The sequence below is a fragment of the Pseudomonas sp. NIBRBAC000502773 genome (genome assembly GCF_006517195.1).
In the GTDB taxonomy this organism is placed as follows: Bacteria; Pseudomonadota; Gammaproteobacteria; order Pseudomonadales; family Pseudomonadaceae; genus Aquipseudomonas; species Aquipseudomonas marginalis.
In genome coordinates, this window is record NZ_CP041189.1 from 6,596,905 (window position 1) to 6,620,388 (window position 23,484).

At 58.0% G+C, this 23,484-nt stretch carries 21 protein-coding genes and 1 pseudogene; 8 read left to right on the forward strand and 14 right to left on the reverse strand.

Translation table 11 applies throughout. The features are described 5' to 3' along the window. Positions 1-77: 77 nt before the first annotated feature. The 3 genes from NIBR502773_RS30080 to NIBR502773_RS30090 all read right to left on the reverse strand — a co-directional run bounded on the left by NIBR502773_RS30080 (position 78) and on the right by NIBR502773_RS30090 (position 3,957). Complete coding sequence (locus NIBR502773_RS30080) at positions 78-1,382, reverse strand: CitMHS family transporter (RefSeq protein WP_027605832.1); 1,305 nt, start codon at positions 1,380-1,382, stop codon at positions 78-80. 134 nt (positions 1,383-1,516) lie between these two features. Then, positions 1,517-2,830: a dicarboxylate/amino acid:cation symporter gene (locus NIBR502773_RS30085; RefSeq protein ID WP_141157745.1), complete on the reverse strand. Its 1,314-nt coding sequence runs from the start codon at positions 2,828-2,830 to the stop codon at positions 1,517-1,519. Positions 2,831-2,874: 44 nt separating this feature from the next. Continuing rightward, positions 2,875-3,957, reverse strand: a complete 1,083-nt coding sequence (locus NIBR502773_RS30090; protein WP_141157746.1) for a 4-oxalomesaconate tautomerase — start codon at positions 3,955-3,957, stop codon at positions 2,875-2,877. A gap of 165 nt (positions 3,958-4,122) precedes the next feature. Here NIBR502773_RS30090 and NIBR502773_RS30095 point away from each other — a divergent pair, with 165 nt between their 5' ends. Next, complete coding sequence (locus tag NIBR502773_RS30095; RefSeq protein WP_027605835.1) at positions 4,123-5,013, forward strand: LysR family transcriptional regulator; 891 nt, start codon at positions 4,123-4,125, stop codon at positions 5,011-5,013. Positions 5,014-5,034: 21 nt separating this feature from the next. Here the strand turns inward: NIBR502773_RS30095 and NIBR502773_RS30100 are convergent, their stop codons facing one another. Then, positions 5,035-5,940: a LysR family transcriptional regulator gene (locus NIBR502773_RS30100; RefSeq protein WP_092484232.1), complete on the reverse strand. Its 906-nt coding sequence runs from the start codon at positions 5,938-5,940 to the stop codon at positions 5,035-5,037. Between the two features lie 97 nt (positions 5,941-6,037). On the opposite strand from NIBR502773_RS30100, the gene NIBR502773_RS30105 reads away from it, so the two are divergent. The 4 genes from NIBR502773_RS30105 to NIBR502773_RS30120 all read left to right on the forward strand — a co-directional run bounded on the left by NIBR502773_RS30105 (position 6,038) and on the right by NIBR502773_RS30120 (position 10,718). Beyond that, on the forward strand, positions 6,038-6,826 hold the full coding sequence (locus NIBR502773_RS30105) for an SDR family NAD(P)-dependent oxidoreductase (RefSeq protein ID WP_141157747.1): 789 nt from the start codon (positions 6,038-6,040) through the stop codon (positions 6,824-6,826). A gap of 211 nt (positions 6,827-7,037) precedes the next feature. Continuing rightward, a complete protein-coding gene (locus NIBR502773_RS30110) occupies positions 7,038-8,438 on the forward strand; it encodes an aspartate aminotransferase family protein (protein ID WP_141157748.1) in 1,401 nt (466 codons plus the stop codon). Positions 8,439-8,494: 56 nt separating this feature from the next. Next, entirely contained in the window at positions 8,495-9,862 is a 1,368-nt protein-coding gene (locus tag NIBR502773_RS30115) for a glutamine synthetase family protein (RefSeq protein ID WP_141157749.1), read from the forward strand. 178 nt (positions 9,863-10,040) lie between these two features. Further along, positions 10,041-10,718: a dTMP kinase gene (locus tag NIBR502773_RS30120; RefSeq protein WP_257228091.1), complete on the forward strand. Its 678-nt coding sequence runs from the start codon at positions 10,041-10,043 to the stop codon at positions 10,716-10,718. Here the strand turns inward: NIBR502773_RS30120 and NIBR502773_RS30125 are convergent. After that, positions 10,671-12,452, reverse strand: a complete 1,782-nt coding sequence (locus NIBR502773_RS30125) for a GGDEF and EAL domain-containing protein (protein ID WP_141157750.1) — start codon at positions 12,450-12,452, stop codon at positions 10,671-10,673. The genes NIBR502773_RS30120 and NIBR502773_RS30125 overlap by 48 nt on opposite strands. 276 nt (positions 12,453-12,728) lie before the next feature. Between NIBR502773_RS30125 and solA the strand changes: the two genes are divergently transcribed. After that, the gene (solA, locus tag NIBR502773_RS30130; RefSeq protein ID WP_141157751.1) at positions 12,729-13,913 is read left to right on the forward strand and encodes an N-methyl-L-tryptophan oxidase; all 1,185 of its coding nucleotides are present in this window, start codon (positions 12,729-12,731) and stop codon (positions 13,911-13,913) included. 334 nt (positions 13,914-14,247) lie between these two features. On the opposite strand, the gene NIBR502773_RS30135 is transcribed toward solA, so the two are convergent. Next, positions 14,248-14,997, reverse strand: a complete 750-nt coding sequence (locus NIBR502773_RS30135) for an SDR family NAD(P)-dependent oxidoreductase (RefSeq protein WP_141157752.1) — start codon at positions 14,995-14,997, stop codon at positions 14,248-14,250. Between the two features lie 99 nt (positions 14,998-15,096). On the opposite strand from NIBR502773_RS30135, the gene NIBR502773_RS30140 reads away from it, so the two are divergent. After that, a complete protein-coding gene (locus NIBR502773_RS30140; RefSeq protein WP_027605843.1) occupies positions 15,097-15,456 on the forward strand; it encodes a helix-turn-helix domain-containing protein in 360 nt (119 codons plus the stop codon). 78 nt (positions 15,457-15,534) lie between these two features. On the opposite strand, the pseudogene NIBR502773_RS30145 reads toward NIBR502773_RS30140, so the two are convergent. The 5 genes and pseudogenes from NIBR502773_RS30145 to deoC form a co-directional block, all read right to left on the reverse strand. Next, positions 15,535-15,939: pseudogene (locus NIBR502773_RS30145) on the reverse strand (response regulator); the annotation flags it as partial. Between the two features lie 2 nt (positions 15,940-15,941). Beyond that, complete coding sequence (locus tag NIBR502773_RS30150) at positions 15,942-17,270, reverse strand: ATP-binding protein (protein WP_141157753.1); 1,329 nt, start codon at positions 17,268-17,270, stop codon at positions 15,942-15,944. A gap of 12 nt (positions 17,271-17,282) precedes the next feature. Next, on the reverse strand, positions 17,283-17,894 hold the full coding sequence (locus NIBR502773_RS30155; RefSeq protein ID WP_065941511.1) for a chemotaxis protein CheC: 612 nt from the start codon (positions 17,892-17,894) through the stop codon (positions 17,283-17,285). Then, positions 17,894-18,253: a response regulator gene (locus NIBR502773_RS30160; RefSeq protein ID WP_074846798.1), complete on the reverse strand. Its 360-nt coding sequence runs from the start codon at positions 18,251-18,253 to the stop codon at positions 17,894-17,896. The genes NIBR502773_RS30155 and NIBR502773_RS30160 overlap by 1 nt, the downstream gene beginning before the upstream one ends. A gap of 189 nt (positions 18,254-18,442) precedes the next feature. Next, positions 18,443-19,126: a deoxyribose-phosphate aldolase gene (gene deoC, locus NIBR502773_RS30165; RefSeq protein ID WP_141157754.1), complete on the reverse strand. Its 684-nt coding sequence runs from the start codon at positions 19,124-19,126 to the stop codon at positions 18,443-18,445. Between the two features lie 128 nt (positions 19,127-19,254). On the opposite strand from deoC, the gene deoR reads away from it, so the two are divergent. Further along, on the forward strand, positions 19,255-20,013 hold the full coding sequence (gene deoR / locus NIBR502773_RS30170; RefSeq protein WP_141157755.1) for a DNA-binding transcriptional repressor DeoR: 759 nt from the start codon (positions 19,255-19,257) through the stop codon (positions 20,011-20,013). Here deoR and NIBR502773_RS30175 read toward each other — a convergent pair. Genes NIBR502773_RS30175 through rbsK form a run of 3 tightly spaced genes read right to left on the reverse strand, consistent with a single transcriptional unit; the run spans position 20,010 to position 23,331 of the window. Then, positions 20,010-21,056 carry an aldose 1-epimerase family protein gene (locus NIBR502773_RS30175; protein ID WP_141157756.1) on the reverse strand — a complete coding sequence of 349 codons (1,047 nt, stop codon included), beginning with the start codon at positions 21,054-21,056 and terminating at the stop codon, positions 20,010-20,012. The two genes, deoR and NIBR502773_RS30175, sit on opposite strands and share 4 nt — an antisense overlap. Next, positions 21,053-22,384: an L-fucose:H+ symporter permease gene (gene fucP / locus NIBR502773_RS30180; RefSeq protein ID WP_027605850.1), complete on the reverse strand. Its 1,332-nt coding sequence runs from the start codon at positions 22,382-22,384 to the stop codon at positions 21,053-21,055. The genes NIBR502773_RS30175 and fucP overlap by 4 nt, the downstream gene beginning before the upstream one ends. Before the next feature lie 26 nt (positions 22,385-22,410). Beyond that, on the reverse strand, positions 22,411-23,331 hold the full coding sequence (rbsK, locus tag NIBR502773_RS30185) for a ribokinase (protein ID WP_141157757.1): 921 nt from the start codon (positions 23,329-23,331) through the stop codon (positions 22,411-22,413). Positions 23,332-23,484 lie beyond the last annotated feature (153 nt).

The window sequence follows — 23,484 nt, forward strand, 5'->3', positions numbered from 1 at the left end:
TGTTGTTATTTGGGGTACAGGTCGGCACGCGCCTCGTGAGTGAGGCGCGCTGGAAGGCAGCAGGGGTTATGGGTGGATCAGGTAAACAGGCTGATGGCACCGGTCAACAAGGCCAGGGCGGTGACGACCAGGGAGGTCAGCACGGCCCATTTGACGGTGGCCTTCTGGAAGTCGCCGATATCGCGATCGACCATGCCCACCAGCAGCAGGGTCGAGGCCACCAGCGGACTCATGAGGTGAACAGGCTGGCCCAGGATCGAGGCGCGGGCGATTTCGACCGGGTCGATGCCATAAGCGGCGGCGGCATTGGCCAGGATCGGCACCACGCCAAAATAGTAGGCGTCATTGGACAGTACAAAGGTCAGCGGCATGCTGGTGATCGCAACCACCAATGGAAACAGGTGGCCCCAGGATGGGGGGATCCAGTCGACGAGGGTTTGTGCCAGGGCATCCACCATCTTTGTACCGGAAAAGATCCCGGCAAAGATCCCGGCGGCAAATACCAGCAATACCACGGTCATGGCATTGCCCGAGTGCGCCAGGATGCGTTCTTTCTGAATGTCCAATTGCGGGTAGTTGATCATCAGCGCGAGCACGAAGCCGATCAGGAACAGGATCGCGGAATGCATCAGCCCCATCACCAGCGCCGCCATCACCGCGATCACCAGCACCAGATTGACATAGGCCAGCTTCGGACGTTTGTGGGGCGTGTCCTCGAGAATCGCGTCGATGTAGCAATCGCCGCCGCCGCTTTGCAGCTGCACGTTGCCGATACGCTTGCGCTCTGCGCGACCCAGTATGAAGGCCGTGAAGATCACCCACAGGGCACCGCCGATCATGGTCGGCAGCAACGGCACGAAGTACTCGCCGGCATCCAGGCCCAGCGCGGCAATAGCCCGTGTCGCAGGGCCGCCCCAGGGCGTCATGCCACTCATGATGCTCAGCGACAGCATGGAGATGGTTGCCAGGATCATCGGGTTCATGCCGATGCGTTTATACAGCGGCAGCATTGCGGCGCAGGTGATCATGTAGGTCGTTGTGCCGTCGCCGTCGAGCGCTACCAGCAACGACAGCAGGGCCGTGCCTACGGCGATCTTCATTGGGTCGCCATTGACCCTCTTCAGGATTTTGCGGATCAGCGGGTCGAACAGGCCTGCGTCGATCATCAGGCCGAAGAACAGGATCGCAAACAGCAGCAACGCGGCAGACGGGGCGACCATTTTCAGGCCGTCGAGCATCATCTTGCCGGTGGTGCCGCCAAAGCCGCCGATCACCGCGAAGACGATGGGAACCACGGTGAGCGCGACGATGGGCGACAAGCGCTTCGTCATGATGAGATAGGTGAATACGACCACCATGGCCAAGCCAAGGAAAGCGAGCATAGGACGATTCTCTTGTTGTTATCGTAAAAATGGCTGACGCCGAGGCGCACGAGCCCTGACCCGCCGGGCGGCACAACGCGCCTGGCGGGGAGGGGGGTCAGTCAAGTCAGGGGGGAAGCGTTATCCGGTTGTCTCTAGACGCGCTTGGCGTCCTTCAGGTCGTCCCAGGCTTTTCCCGGTGCGGCAGAAGATTTTGCGTCGAGCATCCGGTTCAGCGTGTCGCGGTGGCAGGCATTTTCAGACATCGAAATCACCACCGTCGCTACGGCGTTACTGGCCAGGCTGGTCAGGGCGCGTGCTTCAGACATGAAGCGGTCAACGCCGATCAGCAATGCCAGGCCGGCCAATGGGATGTCGTGAATGACCGTCAGGGTCGAGGCCAGTGCCACGAACCCGCTGCCGGTAACCCCGGCGGCGCCTTTGGAGGACAGCAGCATGATCGCCAGCATGGTGATGATCTGCATCAGGCTCAGATCAATGTTGCAGGCCTGGGCAATGAAAATCGCCGCCAACGACAGGTAGATGGCCGTGCCGTCCAGGTTGAACGAGTAGCCGGTGGGCAGTACCAGGCCGACGACGCCTTTTTTGCAACCCAGTGCCTCGAGTTTCTCCAGCATGCGCGGCATCACCGGTTCCGTGGAGGAGGTGCCGAGTACCACCAGGAACTCTTCGCGAAAATAGCGCAGCAGCTTCCACAGGCTGAAGCCGTTGGCGCGGCAAATGCTGCCCAGTACCACGAAGACGAAAAAGCCGCAGGCGATGTACAAGGTCATGATCAACTTCGCCAGCGAACCCAGCGAGGTGATGCCGTACTGGCCGACAGTGAACGCCAAGGCCCCGAAAGCGCCGACCGGTGCAAAACGCATCAGATAGGAAAAGATCTTGAAGACCATTTGCGAGGCGGATTCGAGCACGTCGAGTACCGGTTTGCCACGCTCGCCCAGCGACGACAAGGCAAAGCCGGACAACACCGCGATAAATAGCACCGGCAACACTTCACCTTTACTGAAGGCGCCGATAAACGTCTCGGGGATGATGTGCATGAAAAACTCCACCACCCCAAGTTTTGCGGCCGACTCCGTGTACTGGGCCAATCCTTTGGTGCTCAGCTGGCTGGGATCGATGTTCATGCCGGCGCCCGGCTGGAACACGTACACCGCGACCAGGCCAATCACCAGGCTGATCACCGTGAGGACAAAGAACAACAGCATGGTTTTGCCCAGCAGGCGCCCGAGGGAGCGCTTGTCGCTCATCCCGGCGATGCCGGTGACGATGGTGCAGAACACCACGGGCGCAATCATCATCTTGATCAGTTTGATGAACGCGTCACCCAGGGGTTTGAGTGCAATGGCCTGCTGGGCCCAGAAATGCCCGACCACGATGCCGAGCGCCACGGCGCAGAGGATCTGGAAGTAGAGCGATTTAACAACTTTCATGGCATCACCCATTTTTAGAATTGTGCGGATGCAAAAATGCCAACGACTATCGGAATTTATCCGGCAAGGCGCTGCGAGTCAGTGGCGTAGACGTAGCCGGAAAAAAGCCTGCGGGCGGTGCGTACGACTGAGGCCTGAATTGTCTCACCGTTCACGCCGGTGTAGGACAATACGACATCAATTCCGCCGCTCGGGTGTTCGATCCGCACCGCTTCAAGGCGCGGCGTACTGATCCCGCCGAGCATCTGCGCAACGATGCTGCCTTCGATCACGCACGCAGTGGCCAAACCAATCGAGCCGGTAATGGCGAGCGCGCGGTGGCAGTTGTGCGGCATGAAGTAACGAACCTGGATCGTGCCCCCAGCTTTCGCGGGCGAAACCAGTACCGGCTTGGGAATCACTTTGTCGCTGACATCGCCCAGGCCCATGGCCAGGCCGGCCTGAAGCCGCAGTGTCTCGAGGCGCCGCAGGAATTCCTTATCGGCTTCCAGTTCCGCCGGGCTCTCATCGCCACGCTTGCCCAGTTGGCTGGCTTCGACAAGCACCATAGGCATCGCCATGTCGATACAGGTCACCGCAATGCCATCGATCACGTCCTGCGTGTTACCGGTGGGAAAGAGCTTGCCTGTCTTGCTGCCGGCTGCGTCGAGGAACGTCAGTTGCACCGGTGCGGCCGTACCGGGCACGCCATCAATGGCGGTATCGCCCTCGTAACTGACTTTGCCATCCGGCGTGTACACGTCGGAGTGAATGAAGGTGCCGGTGTTTACGTTACGAATACGCACACGGGTGCGCTCTGGGGTGCCTTTGACCAGACCCTGCTCGACGGCGAACGGGCCCACCGCGCACAGCATGTTGCCGCAGTTGGGGGCGCTGTCGACCCTGCGTTGTGAAACCATCACTTGAACGAACAGGTAATCAACGTCCGCATCTGGGTGCAGCGAAGGGCTGACAATCGCAACCTTGCTGGTTTGCGGGCTGCCACCGCCGATGCCGTCTATCTCCAGTTCATGACCGGAGCCCATCAGGTTGAGTAGCAGTTCGTCGCGGGCCTCAACGGCGGCGGGCAAATCCCAGTCAAGAAAAACCGGACCTTTCGAGGTGCCGCCGCGCATCAGCACACAGGGAATTCTTTGCATGATACTGACTCTTGTTGATCAATCGGTGTAATTGATGTTCTTGGAGCAAGAGTCTCAAGCTTTAAAAAATGTTTCAAATGCAAAGATTGAAGAGATTATTGCGTTTTACGAATGATAAATTTACGCTGAGTTTCCTTTTGACGCCTTGTGCGGGTGAGATAAGACATGGAATATGAGCTGAATGACATTCGATCCTTCGTGAAAATCGCTGAACTCGGCAGTTTTCACGAAGCAGCCGATGCCTTGCACCTGTCTCAACCGGCACTCAGTCGCCGAATTAAAAAACTGGAAGAGGGGTTGGGCACCTCGTTACTTGATCGCACCACTCGTAAGGTCAGCCTCACGAGCGTCGGTCGTGACTTTCTTCCAAAGGCACGTCGGTTGCTCGATGACTTCGATGAGTCGATTCTCAATATCCGTGAACTGGCCGAACGCCAGATTGGCCGGGTAACCCTGGCGTGTATCCCTACTGCGGCTTTCTATTTCCTGCCGTCAGTCATTCGCCTTTATAACGAGCGCTACCCAAAAATCCGCATCCGCCTGCTGGACTTGAGTGCCAATGAGGGGCTTGAAGCGGTGCTGCGGGGAGAGGCCGACTTCGGGATCAACATGATGAGTGGGCAGCATCCGGACATTGAGTTCGTGCCCCTGGTCAGCGAGCCCTTTGTATTGGCGTGCCGGCGTGATCACGAGTTGGCTGGACGCAGTTCGGTCACCTGGTCCGAATTGAGCGATTACCGCCTGATCGGGGTAGGGCGCCTGAGCGGCAACCGCATGCTGCTCGATCACGCGTTGTCTGGCCTGAGTTGGCGGCCGCAATGGTTCTACGAAGTCCAGCACCTCTCGACTTCGCTGGGCCTGGTGGAGGCCGGCCTGGGGGTTTCGGCAATGCCGAGCCTGGCCATGCCGGCTGAAGATCATCCAACCTTGGTCAGCGTCCCGTTGATCGAGCCGGTTGTGAACCGCTCCTTGGGCCTGGTCTATCGCCGGGGAGCATCGCTTTCGCCGGCGGCGGAAAAATTCGTCTCGATACTGCTTGAGCAATGGCCTCAATGAGCCATACGGCTGGTTTTTTTCTCAAACACGACGCGGCTCGTCCTCGACAATCTTGCGCATCAGGCTCAGGTAGCGACTCGCTGCCAGCCCCAGGGGACGGTTCTTTACCCAGATGATATCGACCCATAGCCGCATCTGACTCGGCATGTTGTCAAACACCACCTCCGTCAATGCGCCCGAACTGATCAGAGGTTGTACCAACGGCTGTGGAAGATAAGCCCAGCCCAATCCTTGCTGGACCAGATCCAGCGTTGCCAGGTAATTGTCGCTGTGCCAAATCCGCCGTGACAGCACAACACGTGGATCAGAGTCTGTAGGCCCTCCAGTAGCCACAATGATCTGCCGAACGTTGACCAGTTGCTCTTCACTCAAGGGGCTTTTCTTGCCGGCGGCCGCAGGATGATCCGGAGCGGCAACGGCTACCAACAGTTGGCTCCCCGCTTCAAGAAACGTCTCCCGCTCGTCAAGCCCTGGTCGTTCAAATCCAAGGGCCAACTGCACACGCCCTTCATGGAGCATGCGCATCGCCTCCGGATGGGACGCGGAGCGAATCTCGATTTCAAGCGTGGGAAACTCCCTGGCGATAATGGACAGCGGACGATTCCACACGCCTGTTTGCAACTCCGGCGCCATCGCAAGGACCAAGCGCTCCTCCAACCCCTGGTGAAGCTGGAGCGCATGGGCGTCCAGCAGGTTTAACTGGCTGGCGACCTGTCGAGCCTGGGGCTCAAGTGCTTTGGCGGCTGCCGTAGGAATGGCTTTGCGGGTTGATCGGTCAAAAAGCAATAAATCCAGTTCGGCTTCAAGCTGGGACACCGCCATGTTGATGGCCGAGGGTACCCGCCCCAATTTGCGTGCGGCGGCAGAAAAGGAGCCGCTGTCGACAACTGCAAGGAAAACTTTCAGTGACTCACTGGTAAACGCCATGGTGGTTGTCAGATTTTCTGATGATGATCGTCTTTATTTATCAGGTTTATTAGCCTAATTTCCACTTCTATTCCAAATGAAGTACGTGGAGAACACGATGTTAAATACTGATTTGAGGGGGCATGTGGCACTTGTCAGTGGTGCCGGAAGTGAAGCGGGTATTGGCATGGCGATCGCTCGCAGGCTAGGTGCAGCGGGTGCGAGATTGATCATCACCGCCAGTAGCCGCCGCATCGAGGAACGCGTTAAAGAGCTGCTCGCAGAAGGGTTTGAAGTTGAGGGCAGGGCGGTTGACCTCACCGATGAACGTCAGGTGCGTGAATTCGGCCTCTGGGCGGTGTCGGTCTGGGGACGGGTCGATATTCTGGTGAATAATGCCGGTATGGCCATGCAAGGCAGCCCTGAGGTTTTCTCGGAGTTGGCGAGTATGGAACTGCATGAGTGGAATCTTTCACTGGCCAGAAACCTAACCACCGCTTTTCTTCTGACGCGGGCTGTTTTGCCCGGTATGAGGGCGCGAAGTTACGGGCGCATTGTCAATATCAGTTCCACCACGGGCACCCGGGGGAGCAATCCGGGCGAAGCCGCTTATAGCGCTGCCAAAGCCGCGATGGTGGGCATGAACATGGGACTGGCACTTGAAGTCGCCAAGCACGGGATTACCGTCAACAGCGTGGCGCCCGGATGGATCACCACGGGCTCAACCACGCCGGTTGAAGCAGAGGCGGGGCGCTTTACCCCGATCGGGCGGGCAGGCAGTCCCCACGAAGTGGCGGCGGCGGTTGCATTTCTGGCGTCTCCAGAATCCAGTTACATCACCGGTGAAGTTATCGTGGTCGATGGCGGTAATTGCCTGGTCGAGAATAAAGCCCCTCAATCCGGTTAATGACGTTTGAATGAACATCTGCGCGATATATCAAGGCTATATGTCAGCCGGCAATGTAAATAGTTAAAGCCAACACCCATGTTATAAGTTTGCGGAGCGATATTCACCCAATATTCGGGAGCTGATGCTGCACCTGGAGAATGATGGAGTGTGGCTTATCTATACGGCAACGAAGTTTAACTAATGTGATGCTTAATAAAGGGTTCTAATCATGTCGAACAGTGGAGTTGGTGAATCAGCGATTGCTGCCTTTGCCGCAGCCGAGCGTGCCCGGTTTATAGAAAACAACCCAGCGTCGATGGCGCTGGCCAAGCGTGCCAAGGCGGCGCTGTTCAACGGTGTGCCCATGCACTGGATGAGCGATTGGTCGATGCCTTCGCCGCTCTTTGTCCAGCGTGCCAAAGGTGCCCGCTTCACCGATGTCGACGGTCATGACTACATAGACTTTTGCCTCGGCGACACCGGCACGATGTTTGGCCACTCACCTGATCCTATTGCCCGCGCCATAGCCGAGCAGGCGAACAATGGCTTGACCACGATGCTGCCCGGCGAAGACGCGGTGGTCTGCGCAGAGTTGCTGGCCCAGCGGTTTGAGCTGCCTTATTGGCAAGTTACCGCCAACGCTACCGACGCCAATCGTTATGTGCTGCGCTGGGCGCGCGCTATCACCCAGCGCAATGTTCTACTGGTGTTCGACGGCTGTTATCACGGCACCGTGGATGACGTGATGGTCCGGTACCGAGAGGGCAAGACCGTGCACCGTTCGGGCCTGGTGGGGCAAGCCTACGACTTGACCCAATACAGTCGATCCATTCCCTTCAACGATGTCGCTGCACTGGAGGCTGCTTTAGCTCAGGGCGACGTGTGCGCGCTGATGTGCGAGCCGGCGATGACCAATATCGGCATGGTCCTGCCCGATCCGGGGTTCATGCAACAGTGCCGCGAGCTGACGCGAAAATACGGCAGCCTGTTGGTCATTGATGAGACCCACACTATTTCTACCGGCATCGGTGGATGCACGCGCCAATGGGATTTGAAGCCCGACTTTTTCGTAGTGGGGAAACCCATCGCCGGTGGCGTGCCTTGCGCAGTCTTTGGCATGACCGAGCACGTTGCGTTGGCCATGCACGATGCGCAGAAGAGCATCAGCGAAGCGAGCGGCGGGCATGGTCACAGCGGCATGGGAACCACCTTGTCCGCCAACGCACTGGCGATGCGTTGCATGCGCGTCAGTCTCGAAGAGGTCATGACCGAGTCTGCGTACCAGCACATGTTGCCCCTGGCCTCAAGACTGGCCCAGGGGTTTCGAGCGCTGTTCAAGCGGCACCAATTGAACTGGTCGGTAACCGAGTTGGGGGCTCGTTGTGAGTTTCAATTCTGTGCCACCTCGCCCAGAACCGGCGCGCAAGCCGAGGCGGCTTTTCATGACAGCCTTCAAATGGCGCTGCACCTCTATCTGATCAATCGCGGGATCCTGATCACGCCTTTTCACAACATGACCCTGTGCTGTCCGCAAACAAGTGAAGGGGATGTCGACAGGCTGATCGGTGAGTTGGATAACGCGCTGACCGCGCTGCTTGCCTTACCTGGAGCGCGGGTTATCTGTTCATAAATTCCATTGTTCTTGAATACTGTCCAGTCGCTTGAATGAGCGCCGAGAGGTTTGATATGAAATTTGCTGATAAAAAAGAGGCCGAAGACTATCTGGCCGCCCACCCTGAAGTGCTGAGCATCGAGTTGTTCCTTCTCGACGCGAACGGTGTTCCGCGAGGCAAACTGCTGCATCGCGACGAACTGCTGGCGATCTACGCAAACGGTCGGCCGCTGCCAAGCTCCATTCTCGCCTTGACCGTACAGGGTGAAGACGTCGAAGACACAGGCCTGGTCTGGGATGTCGCCGATGCCGATTGTTGGACATACCCCTTGGCGGGAAGCCTGACCCTGCAACCCTGGCGCACCAACCCCACCGGTCAGGTGCAGGTGAGCATGCACCCGACCCAAGGTATTCCCGCCGCACCGGCCGACCCGCGACACGTACTGGTGCATGTCATTGACCGACTCAAAGCCGATGGTTTCCACCCGGTAATGGCCGTTGAGCTGGAGTTTTACTTGCTGGACCAGCAACGCGATGCCAACGGTCGGCCGCAGCCAGCGCAGCAGACCAACGGCATCCGTCCCCAGGCACCGCAGGTTTATGGCCTATACGAGTTAGAACAGCTGCAACCTTTTCTTGATGACCTCTACGCTGCGTGCGCGCTACAAGGGCTGCCCGTACGCACAGCCATCTCCGAGTACGCTCCAAGCCAAGTGGAGTTGACCCTGGAACATCGTTTCGACGCACTCCAGGCTATTGATGAAGGCGTACGCTACAAACGCCTGGTCAAAGGTGTCGCCAACAAACATGGGCTACAAGCCTGCTTCATGGCCAAGCCGTTCAGTGACCAGGCCGGGAGTGGCATGCATTTGCACGTCAGCCTGGCCGACGAGGAGGGTAACAACCTGTATGCGAGCGAAGACCCACAGGGTACGCCACTGTTGCGTCACTCAATTGGCGGGATGATGGCGACCTTGTTTGACTCGCTGGCGATATTTTGCCCCCATGCCAATTCATATCGCCGGTTCCAGACCGGCAGTTACGCGCCGCTGGCCAAAAGTTGGGGGGTCAACAATCGTACGGTGTCGTTCCGCGTGCCCGGCGGCCCTGCGCTAAGTCGGCATATCGAACACCGCATTTGCGGGGCCGACGCCAACCCGTATCTTGCCGCTGCCGCATTACTGGCGGGGATTCACCACGGCATCACCCATCAAAGCGATCCTGGTGCCGCGATTGAGGGAAATGGGTATGAACAGGCAACGGATTTCCTGCCTACCGACTGGCTGACCGCGTTGCAGGCCTTGCAGGATTCAACGTGGGCACGCGAGGCGCTGGGCGCCGACTTCCTGAAGGTGTATCTGGCGATCAAATGGCGCGAGTTCCGTCAATTCAACGCTGAAGTCGGGGAGCAGGACTGGCGCTGGTACCTCACTCACGCATGACTGATGGGCGATAATCGATGCTCACCAGCGGTTGTCTCCGTGGATTTGGGACCCCTGAGCCAAAACAAGGGTAGAGTGTTCATCACTTTCTGTTCATAAGGGCCTTCGCGTCGCCGCACTGAGCAGTTCCAGCGTCCGGACAGGGCAAAAAAACGGTATCTCAATTGTTAAGTGAAGAATGAATCGTCCGCTGTTTGTTTCTCTGGATGGGCCCAAGGGCACCGGCAAAACCACGCTGTTGGAGGCCGTTACGAAAGCACTGAGGGCAGACAACAAAAAGGTGATCCGGCTTTGCGAGAGAAAAAGCGATCCGTACCGGGAGGGAACAATGGCGCTTGTTAACCAGCTCGTCAGAAGTCCCTCCCGGGAGCTGGAGCTGCGGGTGTGTGAACGCTTTGCTGACAGCCGTGCCTGGATTTCCCGGCAGGTGCTGGCTAAACAGCCACCAGGCAGCATCATCCTGATCGATCGCTGGTACCCGTCGGATGCCGCGTTTCGCCGGATAATTCCGTTTGCAGAGATCCTGCAGTTGAACATTGATCGAAACGTGCGAGTGCCGGACCTGCATGTCGGGATTGTCACCGCCCCTGAGATTTCATGGGCGAGGGCAGCGGCAAGACGGCGTGGGCTGAGCAGCACGGTGATCCATAAGCTGGAAGAACATAGCGCTTGTACCCAGGCATTCGAGCGAGCGATGGCAGATCACGGTTGGATTGTATGCCGTAATGAAGGCACGATCGAGGACGCAACGATGCAGGTGATCTCCGCGATCTACAGAGTCCTTGCTTGCGCGTCCCCGGCAGTCATTCTACCGGCCCCGACCTCCATCGATTCCTTGTGCTATCCAGGCTTCTAATGCCTCGGCGCTCATAGGCTTGGCTATCAAATAACCCTGTGCTTCGGAACATCCCCACTGTATTAACAGGTCCAGGATTTCCTGATTTTCTACGCCTTCTGCAACCACCCGGTAGCCGAGCCCCTTAGCCAGTCCGATCAGGGTTTTAACCAGTTGCTTGTCATTTTGATTGCTGCCCAGCCCGCTAATCAGAGATTGGTCAAGCTTGACGGTATTGGCCGGGAGCTCCTTCAAATAAGCCCAGTTGCTGTAGCCGGTGCCAAAGTCATCAACAGCAACCTCTACGCCAAACTTACGGACACGTTCCAGTTGCCGGATGACTTCTTCAGGGTTGGTCATGAGCATGCTTTCGGTAAACTCAAGTTCAAAGCCAGCGGGGTCCAGGCCGTGCTGTTGAATCTCATGGATCATCGCGTCGACGAATTCGGCGCTTTCAAGATCGCTGACGGTAATGTTCATCGCTATCCGCAGGCGCACACCTTGCGCTTTCCAAATAACCGCTTGCTGGATGATTGCGTTGAGCACCCACAAACCAACAGAGGGTATGAGTGCGGTTTTTTCAGCCAAGGGTATGAATTCAGCAGGGCTGATGGGCCCCAGTAAAGGATGTGTCCAACGTAATAGTGCTTCTACTGAATGACACCGTCCTGAGGGCAGTTTGATTTTTGGCTGGTACACCAGGCTGAACTGTTTGTCGGCGCAGACCGCCTCCGGCAACGAACTCAACAACATGAACGCGCGTTGTTGAGCCGCATCAAAATGGGGTTCATAGCGCGACCATCCCAGCCTGCGGTCACGCGCCTCATCCGCAGCGCTGACCACCAGGCGAAGCCAGTCTTGCTGGAGCCCTGAGCTATGAATAGGCAGGACGCCAATCCCGACTTGCATGAGTATGGGGATGGCGTGGCATTCGACAGGCTTTTTGAAGTCCTTGAGGATGTTTTCACAAATGTGCTCGGCCGTTTGATCCTCCTCAAGGAGGAAACCAAACCGCGTCGGGCTAATTTTATAAAGTAGACACTGTGGCGGTAATAGTTTTTGTAGGCGCGCTTTGATTGCCAGGACCAAGTCTGTGGCAAAACTGTAACCCAGCGCCTTCACGATATCGTTGAGGAACTTTGGCGAGATGATGTCAACCGCATACGCTTGGCACGCGCTGTGGGTCTTGAGCGCTTGGCGTATATCCTCCTCAAACCGGAGTCGATTAAATAACCCTGTGGGTTGGTCGACGAAGTTTCGAGAGCGCATGCTGTGGATGTGCATCATCACCAGTTCAGCAAAACCGCTGAGCATCGCGCTATCACGCTCACTCATAGCGGCGCGTGAGACTGTATCAATGATGCACAGGCTTCCCAGCGTAAAACCCTCTTCGGTAATCAGTGGGGTGCCTGTGTAATAACGAATATACGGAGGCCCCGTTACCAGGGAATTGTCTTTAAAACGGGGATCAAGCGTCGCGTCCAATACCTCCAGCGGGGCGTTATCCAGCGTCGAGTAAGCGCAGAAGGACACTTCTCGTGGTGTCTGCGTCTCTTTAAGCCCTACGCGCGCCTTGAACCATTGCTGATGCTCATCGACGATCGAAATCAGCGCTATGGGTGCGTTGAAGTAAGCAGAAACCATCTCGACGATTTTATCGAAGACAGTATCGTACTCGCTGTCGGCTGGACAAAATTTCGCGACCTCTTTAAGCCGTTCAATTTCATTCGGCGGAATAGGAGCGCCTGCGCCCATGACAATCCTCGGAGTGGCTGTGTTTATGTGCACGGTATCAGACAGTGCCATCATTATGATGTTGTTTTTTCTATTCCTCTGATAGCTCAGCGGTATGCAGGCAGGCGGCCTCTCGTGTGTTGCCGGGAGAGGCGCGTGTTTGGCCTCAGCACTGCGTAGTATTGCAGCAGCAGAGTGGCCGGTGATGCTCGGTTGATAATATGCATATGCTCTTTTAGTCGTTGATTCTTAATCGGCTTCACTTTCAACTGGCTTCTTTTTGACCGGTGAGCGTTGATGTCCGAGCGGTGTGATGTAGTGGTATTGGGGTTGGGGGCCATGGGGGCCGCTACGGTGTATCAGTTGGCGAAGGCGGGTGCGAATGTTGTGGGTATCGACCGCCATCACCCACCTCATAACCTGGGCTCCAGCCATGGCGATACGCGTATTACACGGCTTTCGGTGGGTGAGGGCGCGCAGTACGTTCCCATTGTGCGCAATTCCCACCGCATCTGGCGCGAGCTTGAGCAATTGTCAGGGGAGTCGCTGTTCGAACAGTCGGGTCTATTGGCTCTGACTTCGAGTCCCGAGTTTGACCCCAACGATAAAACCGACTTCACATTGCGCACCATCGGCCTAGCACAGGCCTATGGCATTGAGCACGACGTTTTATCCGCCGAACAGATTCGCCAGCGCTTTCCACAATTTGCCAACGTACACGACACTGCCATCGGCTATTTCGAGCCAGGTGGAGGTTTTGTTCGTCCTGAACGTTGCATTGATGTGCAGCTCAAGTTGGCCGAGCAACACGGAGCAATCCTCTACAAAGGCGAAACCGTCACTGGGATTAGCTCGAATGAGCAGGGAGTCCATGTCACTACGAATCTGCGCACGCTCTTTGCAAACAAGCTTGTGATTAGCGCCGGCAACTGGAGCGGCGGTTTGCTGGGCGAGCCGTTTGACAGCCTGCTCAGCGTCTACCGGCAGAAGCTGTTCTGGTTCGGGCTGGAGGAGGGCGCCGAGTGGGTGGATCACTCACCGACGTTTATCCTCACTCACGGCCGTGGCGACGACAAAATCAACTACGGCTTTCCCGCATTACACGGCGAGGGCAGCCTGAAAATCGCCACCGCGCAATACCACACTACTTCGTTGCCGCAAACAATGGATCGTACGGTCTCGTCGGCGGAAGAGCGGGACATGTATGAGCACCAGGTGCGCGGCCGCATCGTCGGTGTTACCTCGAACGTGGTCAAGTCTGCTGTCTGCGCCTACACCGTGACGCCGGATCGCCATTTCATTATCGATGAGCATCCGTCGTGGCAGCACACCTTGGTGGTGTCCGCCTGTTCCGGTCACGGCTTCAAACATTCCGCCGCGTTAGGCGAAGCGTTTGCACAGTGGTGCATACGCGGTTCGACCGACTTGGATCTCTCGTCTTTCTCCCTTAAACGCTTCGAGCGTTATCATGGCGATACCTGAGTTACATCCAGTTGCTGCATGAAATTAAGGGTGAAGTCCGCGACGTAAAGCCGGATTCACGGTGCCGAGTACGTAAGCGTTCCGGGAACACACTCATGAATCTTGATTCGCTGAGAAGTAAGTCAAGCATTAGCGTTCCCTCCGGCGATGAGTAATGCCGTCAGGTACGAACCCCAGCACCTATGAGAGCGATGGTGCACCGCAGTAGGCGACGTGAGCTGGAAGTGGCTGAGCCTGACATATGATTTAACATAATATACATTATGCGTAATACGATGTTACGTAATGAGGGGCAGTGCCCGTCAGATTCCAACAGGCAAAACCCCTCTCTGGTTCAAACCTGAGCGAACCCTCCATCCACGAACATTTCGCTGCCTGTCATGAAACTGCTGTCGTCCGACGCCAGGAACAATGCCGCCGCCGCAACTTCTTCCGGTTGGCCGATACGGCCCAGTGGCAACTGCGCCGTCATGTCGTCAATGATTGCATCCTTCTGGCCGGTACTTGAAAGCGCCAGGTCCAGGCCCGGTGTCGAGATCGGTCCCGGTGAAAGTACGTTGACGCGGATACCGCTGCCTTTCAAATCCAGCGCCCAGCTCCTGGCGAAATTACGCAATGCGGCTTTCGTGGCGCTGTACACGCTGAACGCTGGTGTGCCCATGGTGCCGGTGGTCGAACCGGTGAGGATCACCGAACCGCCGGCGTGCATCAGCGGCAGCGCTGTTTGCACGGTGAACAGTGTGCCTTTGACGTTGATGCCGAACGTGCGATCGAACGACTCTTCAGTGATCGACCCGAGCGGCTGGAAATCCCCCAGGCCCGCATTGGCGAACAGCACGTCTACGCGACCTTTGACGCTTTTGATTTGGGTGAAAATGCGCTCCAGGTCGTCCAGCCTCGAGATATCTCCTTGAATGGCGAGCGCTCCAGGCCCGATCAGCCCGAGCGCCTTGTCCAGTTCTTCCTGCCTGCGTCCCACAATCACCACCTGTGCACCTTCCGCTGCAAAGCGCATGGCGGTTGCCAGGCCAATGCCGCTGTTGCCACCGGTGATCACTGCAATTTTTCCGTCGAGCCTGCTCATGGTTAACTCCAAAGAATGTTGAGGCCCAACTCTAGATCCAGACTATTCTTTTGAATAGTATGCACCTTTTAGTAAGTACCCTTTTGGAGCACCCATCACATGGCGAACAACACCTTCAATTGCGGGCTCGAGGCTGCCCTGGCGGTGATTGGCGGCAAATGGAAACCGCTGGTCCTGTATAACCTGGCGCGACATGTTCATCGGTATGGCGAGTTAAGGCGTGCGATTGGCGGCGTGACCGACAAGGTGTTGATCCAGCAACTCAAGGAATTGGAGCGCGACGAAATCATCGCGCGTATCGACTTCCAGGAGATCCCGCCCAAGGTCGAGTATTCCCTGACACCCTTCGGGCAGTCACTGGCCACTGCGCTGGGCGCGTTGTGCGTGTGGGGCACCGAACATATGGACACGGTCGAACGCATCAGCGAACGGCGTATCAGCGCCCTCGCCCAGGCCTGAGCCCTGCCCCGATAGCCAACTCAACTAAATGACTATTTAGTTGAGTTATAGACGTGGGGGCGAAGTCGCAGGGTTACCCTCAGCGAGCGCTCTCTTCATTTCCAGCGCCTGATCGAGACTGAGCTTGAGATCGTCATCATTCCAGGGCTTGCTGATGTAACGGAACACATACCCATCATTGATCGCCTGGGTGATCATGCTCATATCGGCGTAGCCGGTCAGCAGGATATTCACGCAGTGCGGATCGCGCCTATGCACTTCGCGCAACAAGGTCGGCCCGTCCATGAACGGCATGCGCGCGTCGCAGACGATCAGGTCCACCGCGTGTTGTTCGAAAAGGCTCAGCGCCTGGGCCCCGCTCGTGGCCAGCAGCAAGTCGTAAGGCTTTGCGCGCAGCAGGCGTCGAAGGCTGTTGAGGATGCTTTCCTCATCATCCACCAGCATGACGATGTGTCGTTTTTCGCAGGAAGACAGCGTGTCCATGATCAGCGTCCTTCAACGGCGCAGGTAGAGACAGCCTCGATTACCGGCTGGCGCAAGGGTAACCAGACGCGGAAGCGACTCCCCCTGCCCGGCTCACTGTCGACGGTGAGCCGTCCATGGTGCTTGACCATGATGCTGTACGACAACGACAGGCCAAGGCCCGACCCCATGCCCACCGGCTTGGTTGTGAAGAACGGTTCGAATATCCGGTTCTGGATTTCAAGGGGAATGCCATGGCCGTTGTCGGCGATTTCGACGAAGACGCCCCCGTCCTCCCTGCCGCTGCTGAGGGTGATTTCGCCGTCGGCCCCCACGGCATGGCTGGCATTGATGAGCAGGTTCAGGAAGACCTGGTTGATCTGTGAGCCCATGCATTCGATGGGTTCCACATCGCCGTAGCGCTTGATCACCTGAGCCTTGAACTTGATCTCGTTCCAGATAACGTTGAGGGTACTGTCGAGCCCCTTGTGCAGGTCGGCCAACTGCCATTCGTAACTGTCGACGTGGGAGAACTCGCGCAGGTCCTTGACGATGCGAGTGACCCGGTCAAGGCCGTCGACCGACTCGGCCAGCAGGTCGTCGATGTCCTGGCGCATGAAGGTGTAATCCATCTTGTCCCGCATCACCGCAAGCTCGGGATGAGCGCTGGCATGCCTGTCGTCGGTCGCCTGTTCATGGGCTTCGAGCAGCGCGAAGATGTCCACCAGGTAACGACGCAGGCTGTTGACGTTGGAGCCGACAAACCCGATCGGGTTATTGATCTCGTGGGCCACGCCTGCAGCAAGTTGCCCTATCGCCGCCATTTTCTCGGACTGCAGCAACTGCGCCTGTGCGTCTTCGAGCCGCGCGATCAGCAGCGCCTGGGCACCCTTCTCTTCTTCCAGCAACTTGTTAAGGTGCGTCAGCTCAAGTTGACGGGCAGCGGTATCGGTCGTGTCACTGATGGCCAGGCCCACGCCAAGATTGCTGCCATCGGCATCTTGCACGGGGAAGAAGGTGCAGTTCTGATACATGAGCCGGACCATGCCACTGATGGGCCGGGTACTTTCGAAATTGAACAGGTGCGGCCGCTGCTGCCATGACGTGAACGCAAAGTTTTGCAGGGTAATGACGCTGTTGATCTTCTGCCGGGTCCAGGCCTCCGGCAGCTCCGGAAAGGCTTCGAACAGCGTACGGCCGACCAGTTCTTCCGCGCTGCGGCCACTGTTGATGGACATGAATTGGTTAGAGAACAGCACCTTGCAGTCCTGGTCGACCAGCAGCACGCCCATGTTGATGGCCTTGAGCATCGACTCAAGGGTTTCCCGGGAAATTGCCTTGATGTCTGTCATGAAGAGATCCCTTCAAAGTTCGTCCAGCAAACGATCGATGGCCCGAACGACAACCCCAGCCGTACGTTCAGTGATGCAGATCAACAAGTCGCAGGAGAACTGATGAGCCTGAACCTCGAAACGGATTTCCAGCACCATCGCCAGGTGTTCATTCAGGTTCAATTCATCCAGTGCATTCGCCGCATGTTCGGTGTGGACGAGAATGGACGGTGCGTCATAGCTCACCTGAGTCGCCACCTGCCTTGCCAGGCCACTGATGCAGGCGCCGGTCAGGATGTTGGTGACATCAAGCATCAACTCGTGCTGCTGCTCCAGGCCGCTGCCCTTGTAGCCCAGCAGTTCGGCCAGTTCATCGGCCCCCTTGGAGCCAAAGCACACGAACACTTCGCCACGTAACTCACCCAGAAAAGACTGGCGGGTGACGATCATGAAGCTCCGGCGCAGATGCTCCGGAATCAACAGGTTATTCTGTTCCCGGATCAGCGGGTGAATAAAGGGAACCGAAAGCGTCACCATGGTATCGGTCAGCAGCGCCAGTCGCTCGGCCGCCTGCCCCATGGCGATGTTCATCAGTTCCTGCAGGGCATCACGTTGGTCTTCGGTGAGTGCGGCCAAGGTTTCCATCAAAGCACTCCTATGACGTGCAAGGCATTGACTACAGCTTCAGCCGTAACCGGCTTGGCTACAAAGGCAGCAGCGCCCAGGTCGAATACCCGTTGCCTGGCCAGGGGTTGGATGTCTGCGCTGATCACCACGACGACCACATTGGCGTCTTCGCGCTTGAGTGCCTCCAGGGTCTGGAAGCCATCCATGACGGGCATGGTGAGGTCGAGAAAAAGCAGATCGACCTGCCCGGCGTGGTAGGCCTCCATCACCTCGGCACCGTTACAGGCTTGGCGAACATCTTCGGTCAGTGATTCCGGCAGGGAACGCAAGACCATCTTGCGGGACATGGATGAATCATCGGCGATTAGAACTTTCATGGTGCACTCCACAGGTATGAAGTGTCCTGCGGCCTCGGCCGAGGCCGGAGAAATCAAGACTTCATTGAATCTTCCAATCACTCTAGCGTGACATATAGCAAAGAGCCATGAAGAAATCCGGATAGTGCTCTAATGAGTTGCGCAGCCTGTAGGGATTTCCCTACAGGCTGCCAGGCATCGGCCCGAAACTCAGTAACCACTGGCCGCCGTCATCGCCCCGCCGACAATCGCAATCCCCGAACTGCTGCCCAAGCGCGTCGCCCCGGCTTCAATCATTTTCAGTGCCGTCGGATAATCGCGCACGCCCCCGGACGCCTTGACCCCAACCGCAGCGCCCACGGTTTTACGCATCAGGGCCACGTCTTTGGCGGTGGCACCGCTTCGGCTGAACCCCGTGGAGGTCTTGACGAACGCCACACCCAGGTCCCGGCAGATTTCGCAGGCCTGGACTTTCTCTTCATCGTCCAGCAGGCAGGTTTCCAGGATGACCTTCAACGGCACGGCGCCGCAGGCCTTGTGGACCAAGGCAATGTCTTCGCGCACTGCCTCCAGCAAACCGTCCTTCAACCAGCCGATATTGAGCACCATGTCGATCTCCCCTGCCCCGGCGGCAATCGCCCGTTCGGCTTCGAAGGCCTTGGTGTCACTCAGGCCGGCGCCCAGGGGAAAGCCCACCACGGCACAAATCACCACGCTGTCGTCGGTCAGGCAGGAAGCGGCGTAAGGCACCTGCCCTGAGTTCAGGCACACCGAATAAAAACCGTGCTCCCGGGCTTCCTCGCACAAGGTGCGAATCTGCTCGCGGGAGGCGTCGGGCGCCAGCAAGGTGTGATCGATGTACTTGGCCAATGCTGCGGGTTGAAGAGTGTTCATTTAACGTGCCCTTGCCTGTATGTTGCGAATGGTCGTGTGCCGCTTGTCACAGCACTCACACTAATGCGTTATAATAATAACACTAAATGTTACTTATCTAACACAAACAATCAAGCCCTGGAATACTCGTGGACAGTAGAAAAGCCGAGCGACTCAAGCTTATCCAACAAGCCTTGCAGGACCAGAACGCCATTCACCTGAGGGAAATGGCGGCGCTGCTGGAGGTTTCGGAGATGACCCTGCGCCGCGATCTCAACCACTTCAGTGATCACCTGCGCCTGCTGGGTGGCTACATCACCCGGGTCGGCAGCGAGGTCAGCGATTACCGGGTTGCCGAGCAGGACACCCGCCACGTCGAGGAAAAACGCCGCATTGGCAAACTCGCCGCGCGACTGATCCAGCCCGGTGACACGGTATTTTTCGACTGCGGTACCACTTCGCCGTTTGTGATCGATTTCATCCCTGATGAAGTGGAGTTCACGGCGGTGTGCAGCTCGCTGAACGTGCTGCTCAAGCTGCATAACAAGCCCAACTGCCACATCGTGTTGTGCGGCGGGACTTTTCACCGCAAGAACCAGGTGTTTGAAAACAGTGCCGAAAGCAGCATCCTCGACAGCGTGCGCCTGACCTGGGCCTTCGTGACGGCCGCCGGCGTCAGCCAGGCATTCGGCGTGACGTGCTTCAACTTCAATGAAATCGAGGTCAAGCAAAAGGTCATGCGCCAGGCCCAGCAACGTGTATTGCTCGCCGACTTCAGCAAGTTCGACACGGTGCGCACCGCTCACTTTGCTGCCCTGCAAGACTTTCAGTACGTGGTCAGCGACAAGAAAATCCCCCGCAGCTACAAGGACGCCATCCAGGCCCACGGCGCGCAATTGCTGGTTTAACCCAGCAACCGCTGGCGTTCCTGCGCGCTCAGGTAGCCGGTGCTGACACTGAACGAAGCGCTGGCTCCCGCCGCCAGCAGACGCACATGGCCTTTGGCTTTCTCGGCGTTATAGCCCTCGGGTTCGCACGTCGATGGCAGCACGAACGCCGCCACTTGCTGATCCGGCGTATGCAGGATCCAGCGTGCGGCGTGGGCGAATTGTTCGGGGCGATAGCGGGTGTAGAACGCCGCGCCACCGGGATGATCCAGCAGGAAGTGGGCCTGGCCGGTGGCGTCCGTGCCGACGCCGTCGAAGAAAAACACGATTTCAGGATCGTACAACCCCGGCTGATCGAGACAGGCCAATTGCCCAGGTTGTTCGGCCAGTTGCGCCATGTAGGCACTCCAGTCCGGCGTCGGCTTGACGTGTTCCGGAATGCTGGTGCGCAGGCGCAGGCGCTGCATGCCCCATGGCTCGACCAACCGCGCGCCGGCCACAAAGGCGTAGTTCATGTGGGCCATGTACATCAGTTCCATAGGCTTGCCGGCCAGGTTGGTCACGTCCATGTCGATATCGAACACCGCCGAATCGGCGCGCAGGGTCACGCTGGGGCACGCCCGGTAGCGATCGCCGAAGCCCTTGGCATATTGATAACAACCGCCCAGGCGCACAAAGCCCTCGCCGATGTCCAGCCAGGCCGAGTCCATCGGGGCGCAAGGCATTTCGCCGTGCAAGGCGTGGGTGTCATCCGGCGCCGGGCAACCGTTGCGCAGCAGGCCACTGTGAAACATGAAGCAGCCGTAGGTATCAATGACCGTCGGGCTGGGCCGGGGTTGCACGAACAGATTGCTCATGGTCAGGTCACAGCCGTCGAACACCGCCGACCAGATCATCTGCCCTTGATAAGGCAGCAGCACCAGGCGTCCACGGCTGTTCTCCAGGCTCACGGCCAGCACGCCGGACGGATAGATCCAGGCACTGACCTTGAAATCCTCGGACTGCAACAGGACTCTCTCCTGCTCGGCAAACACCGCTGGATACAGCGGGATCCGCGTATTCATGAGGCCACCGCCGCGGCGGCGCTCGACGGCAACGTGCCGGGTTGGCGCATACACTTGACCGCATACATCACGATCACGATAAAGCACAGCAATGGCACGCTGTAGGCCAGTTGCATATTGCCGCCGCTGGCATCGGACAACAGGCCCTGGAAGATCGGAATCACCCCGCCGCCGACGATGCTCATCACCAGCAATGAACCGCCGACGCCGGTGTCTTCACCCAGGCCATCGATGGTCAGGCCGTAAATGGTCGGCCAGCACGGGCCGAGGAAAATACTCACGCCGACCGCTGCATACACCGCCGAAATATTCGGCACCAGAATGGTGTAGGCCAGCAGCACAATGCACAGCACACCGTAGATCGCCAGGACCTTGGCCGGATGCAGGCGGCGCATCAACAGGTTGGCGATCATCTTGCCGACAAAGTAGGCGGCAAAGGTGGTCAGCAAAAACCATGAAGCGCTGCGCTCATTCATTCCGCCCATTTGCATCGCCAGGCGAATGGTAAAACTCCACACGCCGACCTGGGCGCCCACGTAGAGAAACTGCGCCAATACGCCAAAGGTAAAGCGCGGGTTACGCCACAGTCGGCCCAGGCTGTGGCGCAGGCTGCCAGGCTTGCTGTCAGCTGGCTTATTGCCCTTGCAGGCCGGGAACCGGGTGATCGCGACCAGGATAAACATCAGCACCAGCACGGCGATCATCCACTTGTAGGGCAACAGCGTGGACTGGATCATCTGCAACTGCTGCACGGCGGCCTCGGAGGCGCTCATCCGGGTCAGTTGTTCCGTGGTCGCGTCGGTGTCCTTGAACATCACGAAACTGCCGACGTACACCCCGGCCATCGCACCGAAGGGGTGGAACGTCTGTGAGATGTTCAAGCGCCGCGTCCCGGTTTCCCGGGGCCCCATCAGGGTCGAGTAGGTGTTGCAGGCGGTTTCCAGGAACGACAGGCCGGCCGCAATCACAAACAGCGCCAGCAGGAACATGCCGTACTTGGCCGTGGACGCCGCCGGGAAAAACAGCAGGCAGCCGAACATGTACAGCAGCAACCCGATCAGGATCGTGCTCTTGTAGCTGAAACGACGCACCACCATCGCCGCCGGAATCGCCACGAAAAAGTAACCCAGGTAAAACGCCGACTGCACAAAGGCGGTCTGGAAATCACTGAGCAAAAACGCTTTCTTGAAGTGTGCGATCAGCACGTCATTCATGCTTGCCGCCGCCGCCCACAGCGCAAAGATGCTGCACAGCAGGATAAAGGCGAACCAGGGCGTGCGGTTCAGGTAGAAACCATCGGGTGTCTGTTGCAGCGCAGGTTTGTTCATTATTGTTCTCCGGGCTGGTTTGGGGGTTACGGCTGTTGCTGGAATCGGGCGAACGCGTCGCTGTCGGGATATGACGTCTGGGTGCCCAGCGCCATGACCGAGCAGGCGGAATACGCCACGGCCTGTTCCATGGCCTGCCGGATACCACCGTCGCGGCTCCAGTGCTGGATGAAGCAACCGATAAAGGCATCGCCGGCGCCCGTGGTGTCCCGTGCCACGACCTTTCGGCCCGGCACCCGGAATTCGCCCTCCTCTCCCACGTACAACGCACCGTGTTCACCGAGGGTGACGATCACGTGGCGAATACCGCTGGCCACCAGCGTGCGCGCGGCGCGTTGGGCGGCGTCCGGCGAGTCCACAACCTGGCCGGTGATCAACGCCAGTTCCGATTCATTGGGGATCAGGAAATCCAGCTGCGCCAGGTGCTCCCCGCTCAGGCCGGCCAGGGCCGGTGCCGGGTTGAGCAGCACCGCGATGCCGTGCCGGTGCGCAAATTCGATGGCGTAGTAGACCGTCTCCAGATTGATCTCCAACTGCAGCACGATCAGCGTGCACTCGCGCAGGTCGGCGGCCGCCGCGTCGATGTCCGCCGGCAACAAATGCGCATTGGCGCCTTTGACGATCAGAATGCTGTTGTGGGAGTCGGCCCGCACAAAAATCGGCGCGACACCGCTGGAAACCCCAGGCACCCGCTGCACATGACGGGTGTCGATACCAAAACGCTGGAAGTTGGCCAGGGTGTTGTCGGCAAACATGTCGTCGCCGACCTTGCTCAACATCAGCACCTGGGCCCCAAGCTTGGCTGCCGCCACCGCCTGGTTTGCCCCCTTGCCGCCACACCCGAGGGCAAAACCAGGCGCTTCCAGGGTTTCGCCCTGGGCCGGCATGCGGTCGATGTAGGTGATCAAATCCACCATATTGCTGCCGATGACTGCGATCTTGCTCATTGCTATTCCACCTTGTTGCACCCCGACCAGGCAGGTCGTGGCGCTCTTGTTTTGTTATTTAAATAACATTAGGTGTGAATATTCAATCTTTTTTTGCAAAGCCCGGTCAATGAGCGCTGCGGGTGGGCCGGTGGACCGGGCAAAAAAAACCGA